This window comes from Vibrio sp. YQ_11 (assembly GCF_043103065.1).
Lineage (GTDB): Bacteria > Pseudomonadota > Gammaproteobacteria > Enterobacterales > Vibrionaceae > Vibrio > Vibrio parahaemolyticus.
The window spans coordinates 94,041-111,332 of sequence record NZ_JBICJM010000036.1; the positions used below are offsets into that span (position 1 = coordinate 94,041).

Annotated in this window: 16 protein-coding genes; 10 read left to right on the forward strand and 6 right to left on the reverse strand. The window is 43.0% G+C overall.

The genetic code is table 11. The features are described 5' to 3' along the window. Positions 1–66: 66 nt before the first annotated feature. Positions 67–540, reverse strand: coding sequence for a CreA family protein (locus ACF8EG_RS14895; RefSeq protein ID WP_005454218.1), 474 nt, complete (start codon positions 538–540; stop codon positions 67–69). Positions 541–810: 270 nt separating this feature from the next. Between ACF8EG_RS14895 and ACF8EG_RS14900 the strand changes: the two genes are divergently transcribed. From ACF8EG_RS14900 to ACF8EG_RS14910, 3 genes are all read left to right on the forward strand, one after another. Next, on the forward strand, positions 811–1,320 hold the full coding sequence (locus ACF8EG_RS14900) for a hypothetical protein (RefSeq protein ID WP_020842098.1): 510 nt from the start codon (positions 811–813) through the stop codon (positions 1,318–1,320). Between the two features lie 70 nt (positions 1,321–1,390). Continuing rightward, entirely contained in the window at positions 1,391–3,142 is a 1,752-nt protein-coding gene (locus ACF8EG_RS14905; protein WP_029864170.1) for an HD domain-containing phosphohydrolase, read from the forward strand. 183 nt (positions 3,143–3,325) lie between these two features. Continuing rightward, positions 3,326–3,994: an HAD-IA family hydrolase gene (locus tag ACF8EG_RS14910; RefSeq protein WP_025631539.1), complete on the forward strand. Its 669-nt coding sequence runs from the start codon at positions 3,326–3,328 to the stop codon at positions 3,992–3,994. Between the two features lie 552 nt (positions 3,995–4,546). Here the strand turns inward: ACF8EG_RS14910 and ACF8EG_RS14915 are convergent. Beyond that, a complete protein-coding gene (locus ACF8EG_RS14915; RefSeq protein WP_069507119.1) occupies positions 4,547–5,977 on the reverse strand; it encodes a methyl-accepting chemotaxis protein in 1,431 nt (476 codons plus the stop codon). 577 nt (positions 5,978–6,554) lie between these two features. On the opposite strand from ACF8EG_RS14915, the gene ACF8EG_RS14920 reads away from it, so the two are divergent. Further along, entirely contained in the window at positions 6,555–7,151 is a 597-nt protein-coding gene (locus ACF8EG_RS14920; RefSeq protein WP_005454393.1) for an ACP phosphodiesterase, read from the forward strand. Positions 7,152–7,229: 78 nt separating this feature from the next. Beyond that, positions 7,230–8,483, forward strand: a complete 1,254-nt coding sequence (locus ACF8EG_RS14925) for a DEAD/DEAH box helicase (RefSeq protein ID WP_005479127.1) — start codon at positions 7,230–7,232, stop codon at positions 8,481–8,483. A 39-nt stretch (positions 8,484–8,522) separates the two neighbouring features. Here ACF8EG_RS14925 and ACF8EG_RS14930 read toward each other — a convergent pair whose 3' ends face one another. Together ACF8EG_RS14930 and ACF8EG_RS14935 are read right to left on the reverse strand one after the other, a co-directional pair. Next, entirely contained in the window at positions 8,523–9,311 is a 789-nt protein-coding gene (locus ACF8EG_RS14930; protein WP_005479139.1) for an EAL domain-containing protein, read from the reverse strand. 188 nt (positions 9,312–9,499) lie between these two features. Further along, positions 9,500–10,132 (reverse strand): hypothetical protein, encoded by a 633-nt coding sequence (locus ACF8EG_RS14935; RefSeq protein WP_020842104.1) that lies wholly within the window; start codon positions 10,130–10,132, stop codon positions 9,500–9,502. A gap of 214 nt (positions 10,133–10,346) precedes the next feature. On the opposite strand from ACF8EG_RS14935, the gene ACF8EG_RS14940 reads away from it, so the two are divergent. The 3 genes from ACF8EG_RS14940 to ACF8EG_RS14950 all read left to right on the forward strand — a co-directional run bounded on the left by ACF8EG_RS14940 (position 10,347) and on the right by ACF8EG_RS14950 (position 11,869). Then, positions 10,347–10,589 (forward strand): DUF2164 domain-containing protein, encoded by a 243-nt coding sequence (locus tag ACF8EG_RS14940; protein ID WP_020842105.1) that lies wholly within the window; start codon positions 10,347–10,349, stop codon positions 10,587–10,589. A 174-nt stretch (positions 10,590–10,763) separates the two neighbouring features. After that, positions 10,764–11,303: a cytochrome b gene (locus tag ACF8EG_RS14945; protein ID WP_025553871.1), complete on the forward strand. Its 540-nt coding sequence runs from the start codon at positions 10,764–10,766 to the stop codon at positions 11,301–11,303. Beyond that, positions 11,300–11,869, forward strand: a complete 570-nt coding sequence (locus ACF8EG_RS14950) for a YceI family protein (protein ID WP_005477055.1) — start codon at positions 11,300–11,302, stop codon at positions 11,867–11,869. Before ACF8EG_RS14945 ends, ACF8EG_RS14950 begins: the two co-directional genes overlap by 4 nt. A gap of 119 nt (positions 11,870–11,988) precedes the next feature. Here the strand turns inward: ACF8EG_RS14950 and focA are convergent, their stop codons facing one another. Beyond that, the gene (focA, locus tag ACF8EG_RS14955) at positions 11,989–13,440 is read right to left on the reverse strand and encodes a formate transporter FocA (protein ID WP_015313220.1); all 1,452 of its coding nucleotides are present in this window, start codon (positions 13,438–13,440) and stop codon (positions 11,989–11,991) included. Positions 13,441–13,704: 264 nt separating this feature from the next. Between focA and ACF8EG_RS14960 the strand changes: the two genes are divergently transcribed. Both ACF8EG_RS14960 and ACF8EG_RS14965 read left to right on the forward strand, forming a co-directional pair. Further along, complete coding sequence (locus ACF8EG_RS14960) at positions 13,705–14,610, forward strand: LysR substrate-binding domain-containing protein (protein ID WP_005498809.1); 906 nt, start codon at positions 13,705–13,707, stop codon at positions 14,608–14,610. Between the two features lie 268 nt (positions 14,611–14,878). After that, complete coding sequence (locus tag ACF8EG_RS14965; RefSeq protein WP_015313221.1) at positions 14,879–15,361, forward strand: DUF1097 domain-containing protein; 483 nt, start codon at positions 14,879–14,881, stop codon at positions 15,359–15,361. Between the two features lie 193 nt (positions 15,362–15,554). Here the strand turns inward: ACF8EG_RS14965 and ACF8EG_RS14970 are convergent, their stop codons facing one another. Then, entirely contained in the window at positions 15,555–17,189 is a 1,635-nt protein-coding gene (locus tag ACF8EG_RS14970; RefSeq protein WP_015313222.1) for an ATP-dependent endonuclease, read from the reverse strand. Positions 17,190–17,292: the final 103 nt, after the last annotated feature.

The following is a 17,292-nucleotide window of genomic DNA, read 5'->3' on the forward strand; positions in this document are numbered from 1 at the left end:
TTTATTGCAAAGAAATTTGCCCGCTGAAAAATGCAGCGGGCTGACGAATTCGTAAGCGAATTGAGCTTAATTTATCTTAGCTTCAGTCGGTTGGATGTAAGCTTTCGTACCCCAAAGAGGTACAGTTGATAGACTGTGTTTGAAGCTGCCTGATGTCTCTTTAGTTGAGTAAGAAAGGTACATCAAGGTTTGATTTTCTGGATCATAAATACGGCGAATCTTCATCGATTTGAAGAAAACGCTCTTGGACTTTTTAAATACCACTTCACCTGATTTGCTCTTATCAATTTTAGTAATCATCTCAGGTGTAATTTCACCAGTTTGACGGCAAGAAATTGAACTGTCGCTTGGGTCCGCTAAACTGAAGTCCGCTTCGATGCTCGCTACATGACAAGTAACGCCTGGAACTTCAGGGTCTACGAGCGTATTCAGTTTTATGTCTTTCATAGTAAACATACCCAAAGACACATCACCAACCTCATCGTTGCCACAGCCAGCAAGAATGGTAACCAAACCTAAAGCAAGCAAACGTTTTTTCATTATTCCGTCCTTAATTAGAAAAATATATAGATTCAATCTATCAGACGTTGGCATCTAAAACAAAATTTGGCGCAACCTCAGGACTTTAGCTAGGTTTGTTAAGGGCTTCATGCTAATGTACCGCTTCAAAGCGAGTTCATGTTTAAGAGTCGAGTCAATGCGGTATAGAAAATCCAGTTAGGTTTTCGAAATATTGGCGTGATGGCTCATATACAGCCCTCGTTTTTGACTCGCTACTACTCTGTAGCCTGAGATATTTAAGGTACTCAAATGAATGAACAGCAGTTAGCCAGCATCGAACGCAAAAATGCGTGGCTGCACGATCTCGTCGAAGTTGAATTTCCCACTCCTGAAAGCTTGAAAGGTCGCGAAACCTATTTCCAAGCAATAAATGCTCAAGAATACCAAATCGTTGCTAAAGACTCCTTGTTGGAAGGCGAAGCGAATTTGCAGGCTGATGACATTTTCCTCGTGGATTTTCATCGATTGACTATTATGTTTTCGATTCTTCAGTCTCAACGTTGGGAAGAACAGTATGACCAAGAGATGATAGTTGAATACCTTACCCAAATTATCTTAACGCCGGATTTTGAGTTGTACGTTGGTTTTAAAGATGGCAACCCGGTGGGTGCAGCCATTGCAAGTAGCTATGAGGGTAACACGCTGATTTCTGACGTGGCCGTTTCTCAATCTTTAGATAAACAACAGTTTTCAGCGGATATTGCGAAAAGACTTAATAGTGATCACAAATTATGTGACACAATTATAATAGAAAGTTGATCAATATCGGCTTCATTTCAAAATGAAGCGCTACTATATGCAACATTGCATTGGTTCGGCTGGGTAAAAAATGGTTAAGCGTTTAGCGCGTTTTCTCACTCTTTTGTTGTGCATAGGAACGGTTGCCGTACAAGCTGAGGAAACAAATTGGGATCTCAAACGAGTTCTCGTGCTTCACTCCTATGATCCGTCTTATCAATGGACTAATGACATTCAGGCGGGAATCGAAAAGGGGTTCAAGCAAACTGACGGCGAAGTCAAACTATCCATTGAATATTTGGACGCGAAGCGTGTTCATTCCGAAGGCTATTTGCAACAAATGGCGAGTTATCTTCGGTTTAAATATCGAGCTTATGAATTTGATGGTGTGATTATCTCTGACGACGCAGCCATGCGTTTCGTCAGAAATTATTTTCAGAACCCCAAGCGCAATGTTCCTATGGTCGCGATTGGGATTAATGATAAAGGCTCTTCTCTCGATACAGTAAGTACAAATGGCAGTGTGATTTACGAAGAAGATCGCGTGGTCGAAAACATCGCGCTGATCAATCGTTTGCGTCCCCGTATCAAAAATTTGTATTACCTTGCCGATCGCAGTGTGACCTCAGAACTGATATATCAACGCGTGAAAGCAGAGATGAACAAGTTTCCACGTATCAATTTGATTGAAATTAGAGACGCGAGCCTACAAGAGGCGGCAAATCAGCTTTCTACAGTCAGTGCTAATGATGCGGTTTTGTTGACTCACTACAATACGGAAGGGGATTCAGGGAAATATCACACCTACAGAGAAGTGGCTCGAGCTATTGGTGCAAAAAGCCGTGCCCCCGTGTTTGTGATGTGGGAACTCTATTTAGGCGAGCCGGGAATACTGGGTGGCTTTGTGAACCGCTCTGAGCAATTTGGTTATGAAGCTGCGGAGATAATGGCGAGTAAGATGGGGATGTCTCTGACGTCAGCGGCGCATGCGCTGGCTATCACTGAAGCGGTCTTGGACTATAAGGCGCTCACAAAGTATGAAATCAGCCATTATGACATCCCTAAAAATGCTGAAATTCTTAATGCGCCACCGCCACTGTTTAAAGTAAACCTCAAAACACTGTTGTTCACGTGCGGCATTATTGTGCTGCTTTCTCTTGTTGTTGTGATTCAGTTTATGACTATTCGCCAACGCAAAGAGATTGATAAGAAAAATAGAAAAATTGTGTTGCTTCAAAAACGAACGCTAAACGTCCAAAAAGAGATGATTCACGTGTTGGGTGAGGCGATTGAAAGTCGCTCTGGAGAAACTGGCCAACATGTAAAACGTGTCGCTAAACTGTCTCGTCATTTAGCTCAACTTTGCGGGTTGACGCACCGTGAAGTGGAAATGATTGAAATCATTAGCCCTATGCACGATGTAGGTAAAATCTCTGTGCCAGAATCGATTCTCGACAAGCCTGGTGCATTGACAAGTTCAGAGCGTGAAATCATGAAGCAACATACCATTAAAGGTTATAAGTTGCTGAACATGAAAGAGGGCGACATCACCAAATTAGCAGCGGTGGTTGCCCACGAACACCATGAAAAATGGGACGGTACGGGTTATCCAAATAATCTAAAAGGTGAGGAAATTCATCTCTTCGCACGCATCGTCGCAATTGCTGATGTATTTGACGCATTATTAACAGAGCGTTGCTACAAACGGGCTTGGACAATTAATGAAGTCGTCGATTGGTTTAAGTTGGAACAAGGCAAACACTTTGACCCAATATTATGCCAACTGTTGCTAGATAATTTAGATGACTTCATCGAAGTTCGATACATGTATCCTGATGCATAACAAACTGAGCAAGATTACATTCGGTGATCTTGCTTAGAAAAACAGGAATTGCTTTTCCCCATTTCTACGAAATGCCAAGTCTGTCGTTTAAACAAATCTAAACTCAAATATGATTAAGCCATACATTTGTATTAAAAAATAAGTTTGATCAGCGACATCGACAAATGCGTCTAGGGGAAGGCTATGGCAATTACCAATATTAAATGCGTGATTTTTGATTGTGATGGCACGTTGGTCGACAGTGAGCGTTTATGCTGCCAAGCACTAGTGAATGTATTTAATCAACACGGTGCAGAGTTAACGATGGAAGAATGTGTTTCTCACTTTAAAGGTGGAAAACTGGCCGATATTCTTCTTGATACCAAAGAGTTGATGAACATTAATGTTCCAATTGATGTTCTTGAACCCCAATACCGAACAGAAGTTCAAAAATTGTTTGTTCGTCATTTACAACCAATGGATGGCGCTAAAAGGCTGATCCAATTCCTCGACTCTCACAATATTGAATACTGCGTCGCGTCAAATGGTCCCAAAGATAAAATTGAATACGCACTTGAGTTAACCGGTCTGCTTGATGCATTCAAAGGAAAAGTATTCTCTGCGTTTGAAGCAAATAGTTGGAAACCTGAACCTGATTTGATCATGTACAGCGCGATGAGCATGGGCTTTTTGCCTAGCGATTGTTTGTATATCGATGATACACCCAAGGGTGTAGAAGCAGGGGTGAATGCCGGAATTAAGACAGTTCAGCTATTTAATGGTGAGGCCATTAACCGAGTCGACGATGACCGAGTTATTCGCATTCAACATTTGGATGAATTAAAAGAGCAGCTCATGGGCTGCTCTGTTTAACCGTTTAATGACGAGAATGACTTAGGTTATGAATTTGTTTAATTTTCGACTGTAAATATGGCGCTTGGTAAAGGCATTGAATGGATGAGAAATTTTTCGTGTGGAACCCACAAGCAGCACACGTGAATTTTTCACCGTTTGATGAGATTAAGTATTCATCACATTGGCAAATAGGGCAGTTTAGATTTTCGTTGTCTTTTGTATCGTTGTAATTATTCATATTGTTTTCCAGCAGCAAATTGGAATTGGCAGGTTAAGCATAGCGGAACGCCGTCCGCTTGAACATTATTTCATCAGGTACAAGGAGAACTTGAGATTCACTTCAAAATAAACCGTTTCCCAATCGGTATTTGATCAATGCTATTTTCCTTTCATTCCTCAAATAGAATTCAAATTATTCAATAAGTTCGGTTTTATTACACCAAAGAATGAGTACGAGACAAGTACGTAGAGAAAGTGAATGCGAGTTATATTCTCGAAACAAATAAGTGAATACAAATGTAGAAAATAAAGGCTCCCAATTAGGAGCCTTTATTTGTTATTACCTTGTTATCAAACTGTGCGGTAACGCTCTAATACTTCACCGAGTGAAACCGACGCTTTGGTTAAGTTCGCGACACCAACAGTAGACTGCTCCGCCACTTCTCGAATTGTGCTGGACTGAGTACGGATATCAGCAAGCTCAGAGGCAATATCATTCGCAACCGCACTTTGTTCCTCCGCGGAAGTAGAGATTTGAATGCTCATGTCCATCAATGAACGAGCAGAGTCCGCAATCGCTGTGAAATCTTGACCAATTTCATCGATCAACTGGCTGCTTGTTTGAGCTTGCTTGACCGTTCTGCCAGTAATCGAAGCGATGTTTTGGCTTTCCGATTGCAGCTTCTCAATCATGGCTTGGATTTCTACCGTGGCTTGTTGTGTACGACTTGCCAGCGTTCGGACTTCATCGGCTACAACGGCAAAACCGCGGCCTTGTTCGCCTGCGCGAGCCGCTTCGATAGCGGCATTGAGAGCTAACAGGTTGGTCTGCTCAGAAATCGCATTAATGGTCGTGATGACATCATTAATCTGCGTAGTGTTTTCATTTAAGTTGGTGACTGATGAAGAAGCTTGCTCGATGTAGCTCGACAAGGTTTCGATCTCAGCAATAACGTGCTGTACACGGCTACGGCTCGTTTCTATTTTTTGTGCATCTTGATCCGATTGCATGGTCGCTTGTTGAGAGATGCTCGAAACCTCTTTGGCAGACGCCGTCATTTCTTCCATTGCGGTTGCGACAGAATCAAGTGTTTGGTACTGGTGCGTAATCTGTGTTTCGCTCAGTTTCATGTCTTGTTCAAATGCAGATGACGTTTCACTTAGCGTATTGGCGTTTTCTTTTACGCTATTGACCAGTTCGCTTAATGTATCCATCGACTTATCTAGTGCGCAGCCAATGGTGCCAAACTCGTCACGGCCAGGGTGAAAGCCCAATCGAGAAGTTAAGTCACCGTCACCAATTTTCTCTGTTGTGGTGTATAGCACCCACAAAGCGCCTCCGATGAATGTCGCTACCCAATAGCAAAATACTGCAAACGGCAAAACCCATAGAAAACTAAGAAGGAAAGAGGTAAGGGCGTCGGAGCGCAGGGCGTTGTATTGATTGCCAGCGTGCTCGGTCAATTGAACAAGCTCACCCGCAGAGGTTGTGCCATAAACCGTGGTAACACCATCTGCAAACAAGCTTTTTTGTTGATGGTTAGCTTTTGAGATACCAGTAATTTGATAGATATCTGTGGGATTAGCTTCGATGATGCCATCTAGTTTTGCTTGCACGTTGGCGATAGATTGTTGCTCGAACTGATGCAAATCATTTAGGTATCGGCTTCCTGCTACCGAAGTGAGTGCCACCAGAAATAGGAGGAAAATAACCCACATTTTGTCGTTGATAGACATCTTAATAAATAGTCGGTCTATCGTTCTAAACTCAACTTCTCTCATTGATTACTCCATTAGAGATAAAAGATATTGAACAAATCTATGGGTATATCGAAACAAAATATGCGATGTGAATCAGCAAAATATGTAACGAAGGGTGAGTTTATTTTACAAAATGAGATCTAGGGTCGCCTATAACAGTATGTTATGTCTTTTAATGATAGAAATGTCGATGTAATTCCAGCTATCTAAGTGAAGATGGCAGAGAAGAGTAACGACGCTGCAATCGTTTACTTATGATTATGCTCATAGGTTTTTAAATCTTTACTTTTCGCTGTCATGAATGTGTCATATAAAGTCTATAAAAAGGAGTTGCTGTCACCGAATGAAATAGGAATGGTGGCAGTAAGTTGAAACCGCAATGTTTCATAGTTTCATAAAGGAGGTCACAATGAGCGACCAATACCAAAACGACGAAAGCCTAGAGCTGCTAGATGCGCTTGAAATTGGCATTATTTTGTCGGAATACGTTGGCTCTGACAACGAAAACGAATAGTACCGTTTAGTACTCTCTTCACGTTCTTTTAGACGTTATACTAAGTTCATGAAACACCGAGCCAAGAAGGGCGAAAGACGGTAAATGAACTTTTTAGCCCACCTGCATATTGCAGATCACTGTAATAGCCATTTTATGGGAAACTTGCTTGGAGACTTCGTCAAAGGAGATCCAAGCAAGCTATACGATTCTGACATTACTAATGGCATCAAACTCCACCGGTTCGTTGACCGAATTACCGATCATCACCCTATTGTCGAAGAATGTAAGCCACATTTTAAAGGGGTAGCGAGACGCTTCGCGCCAATTGCGCTAGACATGTTTTGGGACCATTGTTTAGCCAAGCATTGGAATGATTTTCATCAAGAGTCGTTAGACGACTTTGTCGAGTTCGCATTTCAAAAAGTAGACAAAGATGTTCACGAACCGCTTCCTGCGCGTTTTATGTTATTGCATCAACGCATGTGGCGGGGCGGCTGGCTACAATCTTATCAAGATCTCTCCAACATCGAGTTTGCACTGCATCGGATGTCTCAGCGAAGCCCGAGAATGGCCGACTTGACGACAACGTTTGAGGTGTTAGATGGTGAATACGCAGCGTTAGAGGCGAATTTCTCAGAGCTTTATCAAGACGTGCTGCGCCAATCACTTGAATTTCACCAACAGCTAAGCAGTTCATAACTCAATCCTTTGGCGAAGAGGTAGTATGGCTATGGCGGCTCTGGTAAACTCTGCGCTCCAAAAATTATGAGGTTTATCATGTCCGTTAATTTTGCTGATCTTGGCATTGAACAACAGTTAGTCGAAACGTTGAACAATATGAATATTGTGACGCCAACGCCAGTCCAAGAAAAATCGATTCCACACGTACTGGAAGGCAAAGATCTTCTTGCGGCTGCGCAAACGGGTACCGGTAAAACGGCGGCATTTGGTTTGCCGATTATTCAGGCGGTACAGCAAAAGAAACGTAATGGCACACCTCACGCCCTCATCCTAGTTCCAACTCGTGAATTGGCGCAGCAAGTGTTTGACAATTTAACGCAATACGCGGAACACACGGATCTACGTATTGTTTGTGTGTACGGCGGTACAAGTATTGGCGTGCAAAAGAACAAGTTGGAAGAGGGCGCGGATATTCTTATTGCTACGCCGGGCCGATTGTTAGACCACTTGTTTAACGGCAACGTAAACATTTCTAAAACTGGCGTGTTGGTGCTTGATGAAGCTGACCGAATGTTGGACATGGGTTTTTGGCCTGATCTGCAACGCATTCTTCGTCGACTACCAAATGACAAACAAATCATGCTGTTTTCGGCGACGTTTGAAAAACGCATTAAAACCATCGCTTACAAACTGATGGATTCTCCTGTTGAGGTGGAAGTGTCTCCAGCGAATACAACGGCAGAAACGGTTAAGCAGATGGTGTATCCAGTTGATAAAAAGCGTAAGCGTGAATTGTTAGCGTATTTAATAGGTTCACGAAACTGGCAACAAGTACTTGTTTTCACTAAAACCAAACAAGGCAGCGATGAGCTTGCAAAGGAGCTCAAACTGGATGGTATTAAAGCGGTTTCGATTAATGGTGATAAATCGCAAGGTGCTCGCCAGCGTGCACTTGATGAATTCAAGCAAGGTAAAGTTCGAGCCCTGATTGCGACAGACGTGGCGGCTCGCGGTCTAGATATTCAAGAGCTTGAACAAGTGGTGAACTTTGATATGCCATTTAAAGCCGAAGACTACGTACATCGTATTGGTCGTACTGGCCGCGCGGGTAAATCCGGTTTGGCCGTTTCATTAATGAGCCGAGATGAAGAATATCTGCTTCGTGCGATCGAAACGTTGTTAGACCAGCGTTTGCCTCAAGAGTGGCTAGAAGGATTCGAACCAAGTCTAATCGAAGAGGTAGAACCTGAGCGTGATGGTGGCGGTCGTCGTAAGAGTCGTTCGTCAGAAAAGCGCAAACTAAAAGCAAAACTCGCGATTCATAAAAATCGTGGCAAGCACCGCAAGTAATCCAGGTATTCAAAGGCAGCAGTGCTTAACAAGACGATCTTAGGCCGTTTTGGCCTCTTCGTACATTTCTAGGGTTTGAGGCATCGCAAGCAAGTAGCCTTGGTACATATCGAAACCGAGTTTTTTCATTAAGTTAAGTTGATGCTCGGTTTCAATTCCCTCGATAACTGTTTTTGAACTCAGTTCTTTCGCGAGCGCTAACGCTTCTATTAACGCAGAAAAATCCCCGTCTTCGTATTTCAATAGCAGTGAACGATCCATCTTGATGATGTCTGGTCGAACGCATTTCACTCGCTCGATGGTGGAGGCATTAATGCCGTAGTCGTCAATAGCAAGTTTAAAGCCTCCGTCACTCAGTTCTTTCGTCGCTTTGTACAGAAAGGACTCATCGCCTGCGCTTAATTCAACTAACTCCATCACGATTTGTTCTCGACACAAATCCGCCTCACAAATCACTTGCTTCAGTAAATGGCTGTATGAAAGGTCTTTCGCTAGCATTTCTGCAGCTCTGGGAAGCACATTAAGAAAGAGCTTTTTATTGCGGTAACGAGATTGCCCAAAGTTTTTGATGTGAATAAGGCGACTAAGTCGCTCGACATTAAGTTGAACATGTTCAGAGATGGAAGGAGATTGGAAAAAGAGATCCGGACGGATCATAGAACCATCAGCAGTGCTGATTCGCACTAAGGCTTCCAAGCCGATGATGGAAAGATCCTTTTTATAAATGGGTTGGAAGACACTGCGAAGTGTCAACTCCTCATATTGCGCGATGTACTGCCCATCTACTTGTTTAGAAATGCAGCCAAGAAGCTGCGAGATGCTCATCATTATTACGACAACCTAGATCAATGGTTTTTGATTGGTGTTACATGGACACCAACTTTGATTTCAGTAGTCAGAATCTAATTGGGCTAGGCCATATGAGGCAAGAGGGTTAATACGAGATGATTAGATTTATCGAGCCGTATCAAACAAATGTATGAATAGACTGATAATCTACCTGTTGCAATTTGATACTACCACTGTAATACGGCGTACAACTGCAAGTACTTTCGAACCAGTTGTTGTTTGTTAGAACGACGCAAAGGGTGGCCAAATTTGATGTAACAAGGGCTGATATCAAAGCGTGTATCAAGGGATTGAGTGAGCTGAGATTCACTGGTGTAAAGAGTGATGCCTTGCTCAGTATATTCATTGATTTGATCCGGCAATTCGCCCATCCACCAATGGAGCAGTTCTCGGCTGGTTTTACTGCGACTGATCCAATGATCGCAAACAAGGAAGAGCAGGTCGTTAGGTTGCAGCGCGTAGCCATACTCGCTTTGCCATTCGGTAATTGAAGACAACAAGTTTTCGCGACACGATTTACCGGCACTGACCATGTGATGGCTTAACACCCAAACCGTTCCAATCTCAGAAGAAATGCGATAGTGGTGAGGTAGGTCTGGAGCATCGAGTACTTCAATCGGTCTTACGATGCTGTTGTAACCAAAATGACGGAAGGTGTGTTCCATTCGGCGAGAAAATGCAAGACCAAGATGGTGTTCACTCATACCTTGGTTATGTACGGCAGGATAATGCTTCTCACACAGTTTAAGACAATCGTCCTGAAAATCATTGACACTTTGGATCACTAGGTCGAGTAGCAAAGAATATCCCTTAATGGTTAACAAAACGAACCGCAAAAGGTTAGCATAGTCTTTTCAGAATAGACTAATTTAGATCAGCAACTTCTTGATCTAAACACCAAAATTAGAAGCAATACGAATTTGGGGTGATTAAAGGCTACACAATCGAGACGAAACTCGACTATTTCGTAACGGTTAGCGAAATCCCCATTAAGCCGCACTAAAAGGAACACGCATGATTAAGTTAGAAAGAGTCCAAAAAGAAACATTAGCGTCGGCAATTCAAGACTATATGCAGGATGAACTCAGCATTGAGATTGGCCAGTTTGACAGCGAATTTCTGATAGATTTTATTACCGATAAACTAGGCGCAGTCTATTACAACAAAGGCGTTGAAGATGCGAAAGCCGTGATAGAACGTCGAATGCTTGAAATGTCTGATGAGCTTTACGAGATAGAGCAAGAAGTATCAATTTAAGCTTTTGCGCATTCAATACGCCAAAGTTCCTTCAAAATTTTCGAACAAGTTGATAGATACGGTGCGATTGGCTGGATGTAAAGGATGGTAAATAATCTGTTTCATATAAGGTAAATAGGTTAATGTTGTGTTTCTTGCTCAACATTAACTTAGGAATATATCTAGGAACGTGAGATGGAAACACTGGTAAAAAGCTATAACCTGCCTGCTCGAGTAATGCACTGGCTTTCTGCGCTTTGCATTATTGGTCTGTTTGCTGTGGGTTTGTGGATGGTCGACCTTAGCTATTACAGCGAATGGTATCGAACTGCGCCACATTATCATCGCTCTGTCGGTATTCTTCTGGCCATTCTTACTGTGGGTCGCATCGTGTGGAAGCATGTTACGGCGTCACCAAAAGTAGAAGGCAGTCGATTTGAAGTCGTCGCAGCTAAAGCGGCACACGGTGTGATGTATCTATTACTTCTCACAATCTTTGTTTCAGGTTACCTCATCTCTACATCTGATGGTCGCGGTATTGAAGTATTCAATTGGTTTACTGTACCCGGCGCAGGAGAATTATTTTCTGGTCAATCAGACATCGCAGGTGAAGTTCACTTCTATGCAGCTTGGGCTGTGATCCTAATTGCAGGTTTACACGCTGTCGCTGCGCTCAAACATCACTTTATCGATAAAGACAACACATTAAGAAAAATGTTAGGAGCTTCAAAATGAAAAAGTCACTCTTCGCTACAGGACTAGCAATCGCTATGGCACTGCCTTTAGGTGCTCAGGCTGCAGACTACGTTATCGATACGAAAGGTGCTCACGCGTCTATCAACTTCAAAGTTAGCCACTTAGGTTACAGCTTCATCAAAGGTCGTTTTAATACTTTTTCTGGTGACTTTTCTTTTGATGAAAAAAACATTGCTGACTCAAAAGTAAACGTAGTAGTAGACACCACAAGCTTAGACTCAAACCACGCTGAGCGTGATAAACACATCCGCAGCGGCGATTTTATTGATGCTGGCAAATACAGCGAAGCGACTTTTAAGAGCACGAAAGTGGTTGATAAAGGTAATGGTAAGCTAGACGTAACGGGTGATCTAACGCTACACGGTGTGACTAAGCCTATTACTATCGAAGCAGAGTTTGTTGGCGCAGGTAACGACCCATGGGGTGGTGAGCGTGCTGGTTTTGTTGGCACAACTCGTCTAGAGCTTGCTGATTTCGATATCCCAGTAATGGGTTCATCGAGCTACGTTGATATGGAACTGCATATCGAAGGCGTGAAGAAGTAATTAAGCTTTGAATAAATGAAAGCGCTCTTGGTTTCAAGAGCGCTTTTTTATTGGTGCCATGTAACGCTGTTAGTTTCTAACAATTAGCGTTTTGTTATTGTTCGTTCGTTCTTTATTGTTTAAGCAGTTTCTAGTGCTTTATCTTCAACAAGGTTTAGTCGCTCACCGAATACTGGACGTAGGGCTTTAAGGACTTCTTGGCGAGTAACAACACCAACCATTTGACCATTTTCAAGAACCGGCAATACTTGCGGTTTGCTAACCTTCATGCTTTTCGCTCGTTCTTCTAAAGATAGAGAAGTTAGACGAGTTGCAATCCCCATACTGCTTGTTGGGTATAGTTGCTCTTTGTCGATGCATAGGAACTCGACCACATCCACCAAACGATCGCCAGCATCAATTGCAACGACATCACGGCTCATCAAATCAACCACTTTTTGATCTTTCACTGGGATGTAATCTTGACACCACAGTTCAACCATCACGTCGTGTGCAGAGAAGAAACCAACTAAACGATTGTGGAGATCCACCACTGGTGCGCTTGTTAGATTGTTGTCTAATAGAGTATCAAGAGCTGCGGCTACAGGCATTTCCACGCTGAGTGTAACCGGTTTTGGATTCATGATGTCCTTTACGAAAGATGCGTTTTTCATTGTGATTTCCTTAACTGACGATAACTGAGTTGTATTTGTGATAGATGAAACATTGGCTGCTTTTAACTCTGGACGGCGGTAGATACACCAGTTAGCCAAACCAACGAGTACCGCGCCACCGACGATGTTGCCAAACGTTACTGGAATTAAGTTCGCACTAATAAAGTGTGCGACATTTAAATCCGCATATTGGGAAGCCGGTACACCAACAGATGCCCAAAATGATTCAGGGGCAAAATTGGCAATAACGATGCCTAGTGGGACCATAAACATATTTGCCACACAGTGCTCAAAGCCACTGCTGACGAACATCGCAACTGGAAGAATGGTCATAAGCGCTTTCGTCATTGCGTTTGCAGAACTAAACGTCAACCAAATTGCAAGACAAACCAGTAGGTTACATAGAACGCCCAAAGCAAACGCTTGAAGCAATGTATGGTGCAGTTTGTGTTGTGCGATATTAAGAGCATTCAACCCCCATTGGCCTGCATCCATTTGGTACAAACCTGCCGCAGTCACAAGAGCAAGCAAAAACATTGCGCCGATGAAGTTACCTACGTAAACCTTGCCCCAAATCGACAACATTTTGCCGAAAGAGATTTGTTTGTTTGCCCATGAGATGCTGGAAAGCACCGAACTGGTAAACAGCTCACCACCGCAAATAACGATAAGGATTAACCCCATACTGAAGGCGATACCACCGGCCAAGCGGCTTAAACCCCAACCTGTATTCGCACTGCCAGTTGTCACTGTGATGTAAAACAAAAATGCCAAACCGATAAACGCACCAGCCATTATTGCTAGGCCAAGTGTCATGCTGCTGGTTTTGTTTGCTTTACTTAATGCGAATTTCTCCGCCTCAGCCATCATCTCTTTAGGAGAAAAGTCCTGGTGAGTTTGAGAACTGGTCACCGCCATAATGACTCCTTAGTTTGTGGTTCCATAAAAAGCTCCTTGATTTATTAGCTCAAAAATGAATTGTTGTTTTTGTTTTGCGGTGTTCCCGAACCGCATATCCAGAATAGGGCGGGCAGTGGTACAGGTAAAATTGATAATATTTAGAAATCTCATCAAATTATTTGATAAGTTTTTAGCGCGGAGTAAAATGAACCCTATTGCTTATTGGGGCATGTTTTTGAGGTTGTGAGAGTATGGGAATACTCGCCCATGATGGAGGACACTTTGCGCTACTCTCTTAAGCAATTAGCGGTTTTCGACGCAGTTGCAGATACCGGCAGTGTAAGCCAGGCCGCAGACAAACTGGCTCTGACACAATCGGCGACAAGTATGTCGCTCGCGCAGTTAGAAAAAATGCTTGGCAGGCCTTTATTTGAAAGGCAAGGAAAGCAAATGGCCCTAACACATTGGGGGATGTGGTTAAGGCCAAAAGCAAAGCGTTTATTGCAAGATGCCTTGCAGATAGAAATGGGATTCTATGAGCAACATTTGTTAAGCGGAGAGATCCGTCTTGGTGCGAGCCAAACACCAGCAGAACACTTGGTGCCTGACCTTATCAGTATCATTGATAACGATTTTCCTGAGATGCGAATCTCGCTAGGCGTACAAAGTACGAAAGGAGTTATCGATGGCGTATTAGATTACAAATACGATTTAGGCATTATTGAAGGGCGTTGTGACGATAACCGTTTACACCAAGAAATCTGGTGTCGTGACCACCTTACTGTAGTCGCAGCTTCTCATCATCCTTTTGCTCGTAACCCTTCAGTCAGTTTAGCTCAATTAGAGCAGGCGAAATGGGTGTTGCGTGAGCATGGCTCAGGTACTCGTAAAACCTTTGATAGCTCCATTCATCATTTGATTGAAGATTTAGATGTATGGCGTGAGTATGAACACGTTCCTGTGTTGCGCAGCTTGGTGGCTAACGGACAATACTTAACTTGTTTGCCATATTTGGATGTTGAACGTTACATTGAGGCTGGACGTTTAGTCGCGTTAAACGTACCAGATCTGAAAATGGAGCGCACATTGTCCTTTATTTGGCGTGCGGATATGGCCGAAAACCCGTTGGTCGATTGCATAAAGCGTGAAGGTTTGCGCATGATGAAGGGTAAACCATCCGTCTTATAGGTACTATCAATTTTAATGGGCTCTGCATCGCAGGGCCTTTTTTATCTCTTTTATTCGTCCATCTCTGTTTTTTATTATTTTCTAAATCTGTTGATTTATCGGTTGCGTCAAATAATTTGTGTAAAACATGAAACGAAAGGTGATATTGTTGTGATCATTATCACCGATAAACTGGCGCGATGTGCCTAGTATTGGTTCTTGATTTCAATGTATGAAGGCAGTTATCAATCCAAAAGGGTGCGATAGTCGCCGAGCAGGTACGAATACCATGACAACACTTTTAGCTATCTCTATTACTACTGGGATTCTGTCCGGCGTTTGGGGTTGGATTGCCATTTCTCTTGGCCTTTTATCTTGGGCAGGCTTTTTAGGCTGTACAAGCTACTTCGCAGCTCCAACGAGTGGATTAAAAGGTTTAGCGACAAGCTTAATTACTAACTTGACCGGTGTATTCTGGGCAATGGTAATTATTTATGGCTCCACTTACGCAGGTTTAGAGATCTTAGGTTATGTGATCACAGCTGTTGTAGCGTTTTTCATGTGTATTCAAGCGAAACAGGCTTGGCTAGCGTACATTCCTGGTACTTTCATTGGTTCTTGCGCGACATTCGCAGCAGATGGCAATTGGCAACTTGTTGTTCCATCGCTTGTATTAGGTGGCATATTTGGTTACTTAATGAAAGCAACAGGACTTTGGTTACATGCGAAATCAACCGCTACTTCTTCTTCGCTCGCTGAGCAAGCACAGTAGTGAACCCCCGATCTAATTTGTATCCGCTGTGTATTGAGCTTTATCCCTCTCAATACAGTTAATCAAAATTAATGATATTTGATACAAGCACACTAATTTAGTGTGCTTTTTTTTGCCTAAATTTTAAGGGGATAGCGCAGTGCTATCCCCAAAGACTATTTAAATGGAAAACGAGTAAATAGATATATAACGCTTAAGTATTCCCGCTTGCCATAGTAACGATGCGTTTTAAAGTCCAACGCAACAGCACAGGGATACATTCCATGCCTTTCTCTTCGCAGTGAGACACAATGGCTAGAGCCAAATCTGGCTTCGCATGTTTTTTCAAAACGCGGTTAACCACTTTCTTCGCCGGAATTGGATGGTCGTGAGGGACTTTGATCATGTCCTTAAAGAAAAGCTCGAACCCATGATTATAAAGAAAATGCTCGATGTCCCGATCGGGAAGTTCAGTGAGCCTATGGCGCTCTTGATCATGCCCAAGCTGCGCTCTCACTGTGTGGGCGTATTTTTTACCCGCTGGGTCACCATCGGTAACCACATGCCAATCGATACCGAACTCTTTGGCTACTTTTATTAATGAACGTAAGCCAGATTGTGCAAATTCGACAATCTGAACCCCTTCAGCGGCGAGATCGTATCCACATTGTCTTGCCAATTCATTAAACAACCAAACCTCAGTTTCGCCTTCCACTAATAGCCAGCAACGCGCAAACAAAGCGCCAGCGCGATGAAAACGAATGTGGAAACCAATTCGTCTTAGCTCGTCACCACCAAACTTAGACGTGTTTAGACTCTTCGCGATAGTTTTATCGGACAGACGAATAAGCCTACGAATGGAGTAGAGCGGCACGGAACCAAGCAAACTGCCACTGTTCGTAGTTAAGATTTTTTGCATTGGCAAAAGTTGAAGCAACGACCAAGCTCGAGCTAAATGCGTTGGGTGTAAACGACCTTCTGGATCTTCGATGATCAAAATAGGCCGCGCGCAACGTCTTAAATCCGTCGGCCCTTTGGCTTGGAGATATGCATTAAGCAACCCCATTAAGAGCAAGCGACTTTGCTTATCGTTGGTCTCTTTCAGGTATTGGCTCAATCCTTTATCAGAAGATGGGCTAGTGTAGAATAATCCGTCTCTCGGTTTTCTAGGATTGCCTTTACTGATGCTACGAAACGCAAAATAGTGCTCGACCAACGTTTTCATGGCATCGAGACTGCTTCGTATTTCCCCTTTGTTTACATGACCCGGCATCGCCAATAAACGTCGACAGGTATTGTTGATGCGTTTTTCGATACGCGCGTTTTTGCTGTCACCATTAATGTGTGACGGACGAGGAAAGCGACGAGAATCTCTTAGTCGAATGACAGGGTGCAACGTCATCAACTCAACCGCTAATTTTTCTGAATGGTGAATCTGTTTCGGTTTGCCATCACGGTCAAGAAACGCGTATTTGGTTGTGATGTCATGATCAACGCGAGAGGCACTGATTCGATAATAAATGACATGTTCGCCATCTTCTGTTGTACACCAAGCGGGTTTGATGCGGCGATAACGACCTGCGTTTGCTTCATGTTTATCTTGTGCTTTGAAGCAAACAATAATTTGGATGTGTTGAGACTGAGGGTGAGAAATGGAGTAGTCGACGTGGAAATCTTTCAGTTCGAACTCATATAGACTTCCGTTGGCTGGTAACGCAATAGATAGGGCGTCGAGCAATGAAGATTTGCCCCACGTATTCTCACCAATGAGGGTAGTGAGTTCATCAAAAGAGAGTGAAAGGCGTTTGATGCCTCTAAACCCGGAGATTTCGATGCGTTCTAGTCTCATCTCAATCCTCCTTGCAATTATTTGAATTATAGAGAGTTATTTTGCTACTCCTAAGCATATATGAATTCGAAATTTTTGAGTTAAGCTCAGTTCACAAAATTAC

What these genes read in the sequence shown, in the direction of transcription:
- ACF8EG_RS14930 (WP_005479139.1), bottom strand. Translation starts at nt 9,311, where the DNA reads ATGATGAGCATCTCGCAGCTTCTTGGCTGCATTTCTAAACAAGTAGAT.
- focA (WP_015313220.1), bottom strand. Translation starts at nt 13,440, where the DNA reads ATGGCGGTGACCAGTTCTCAAACTCACCAGGACTTTTCTCCTAAAGAG.
- ACF8EG_RS14970 (WP_015313222.1), bottom strand. Translation starts at nt 17,189, where the DNA reads ATGAGACTAGAACGCATCGAAATCTCCGGGTTTAGAGGCATCAAACGC.
- ACF8EG_RS14965 (WP_015313221.1), top strand. Translation starts at nt 14,879, where the DNA reads ATGACAACACTTTTAGCTATCTCTATTACTACTGGGATTCTGTCCGGC.
- ACF8EG_RS14925 (WP_005479127.1), top strand. Translation starts at nt 7,230, where the DNA reads ATGTCCGTTAATTTTGCTGATCTTGGCATTGAACAACAGTTAGTCGAA.
- ACF8EG_RS14920 (WP_005454393.1), top strand. Translation starts at nt 6,555, where the DNA reads ATGAACTTTTTAGCCCACCTGCATATTGCAGATCACTGTAATAGCCAT.
- ACF8EG_RS14905 (WP_029864170.1), top strand. Translation starts at nt 1,391, where the DNA reads ATGGTTAAGCGTTTAGCGCGTTTTCTCACTCTTTTGTTGTGCATAGGA.
- ACF8EG_RS14945 (WP_025553871.1), top strand. Translation starts at nt 10,764, where the DNA reads ATGGAAACACTGGTAAAAAGCTATAACCTGCCTGCTCGAGTAATGCAC.
- ACF8EG_RS14895 (WP_005454218.1), bottom strand. Translation starts at nt 540, where the DNA reads ATGAAAAAACGTTTGCTTGCTTTAGGTTTGGTTACCATTCTTGCTGGC.
- ACF8EG_RS14940 (WP_020842105.1), top strand. Translation starts at nt 10,347, where the DNA reads ATGATTAAGTTAGAAAGAGTCCAAAAAGAAACATTAGCGTCGGCAATT.
- ACF8EG_RS14915 (WP_069507119.1), bottom strand. Translation starts at nt 5,977, where the DNA reads ATGAGAGAAGTTGAGTTTAGAACGATAGACCGACTATTTATTAAGATG.
- ACF8EG_RS14910 (WP_025631539.1), top strand. Translation starts at nt 3,326, where the DNA reads ATGGCAATTACCAATATTAAATGCGTGATTTTTGATTGTGATGGCACG.
- ACF8EG_RS14950 (WP_005477055.1), top strand. Translation starts at nt 11,300, where the DNA reads ATGAAAAAGTCACTCTTCGCTACAGGACTAGCAATCGCTATGGCACTG.
- ACF8EG_RS14900 (WP_020842098.1), top strand. Translation starts at nt 811, where the DNA reads ATGAATGAACAGCAGTTAGCCAGCATCGAACGCAAAAATGCGTGGCTG.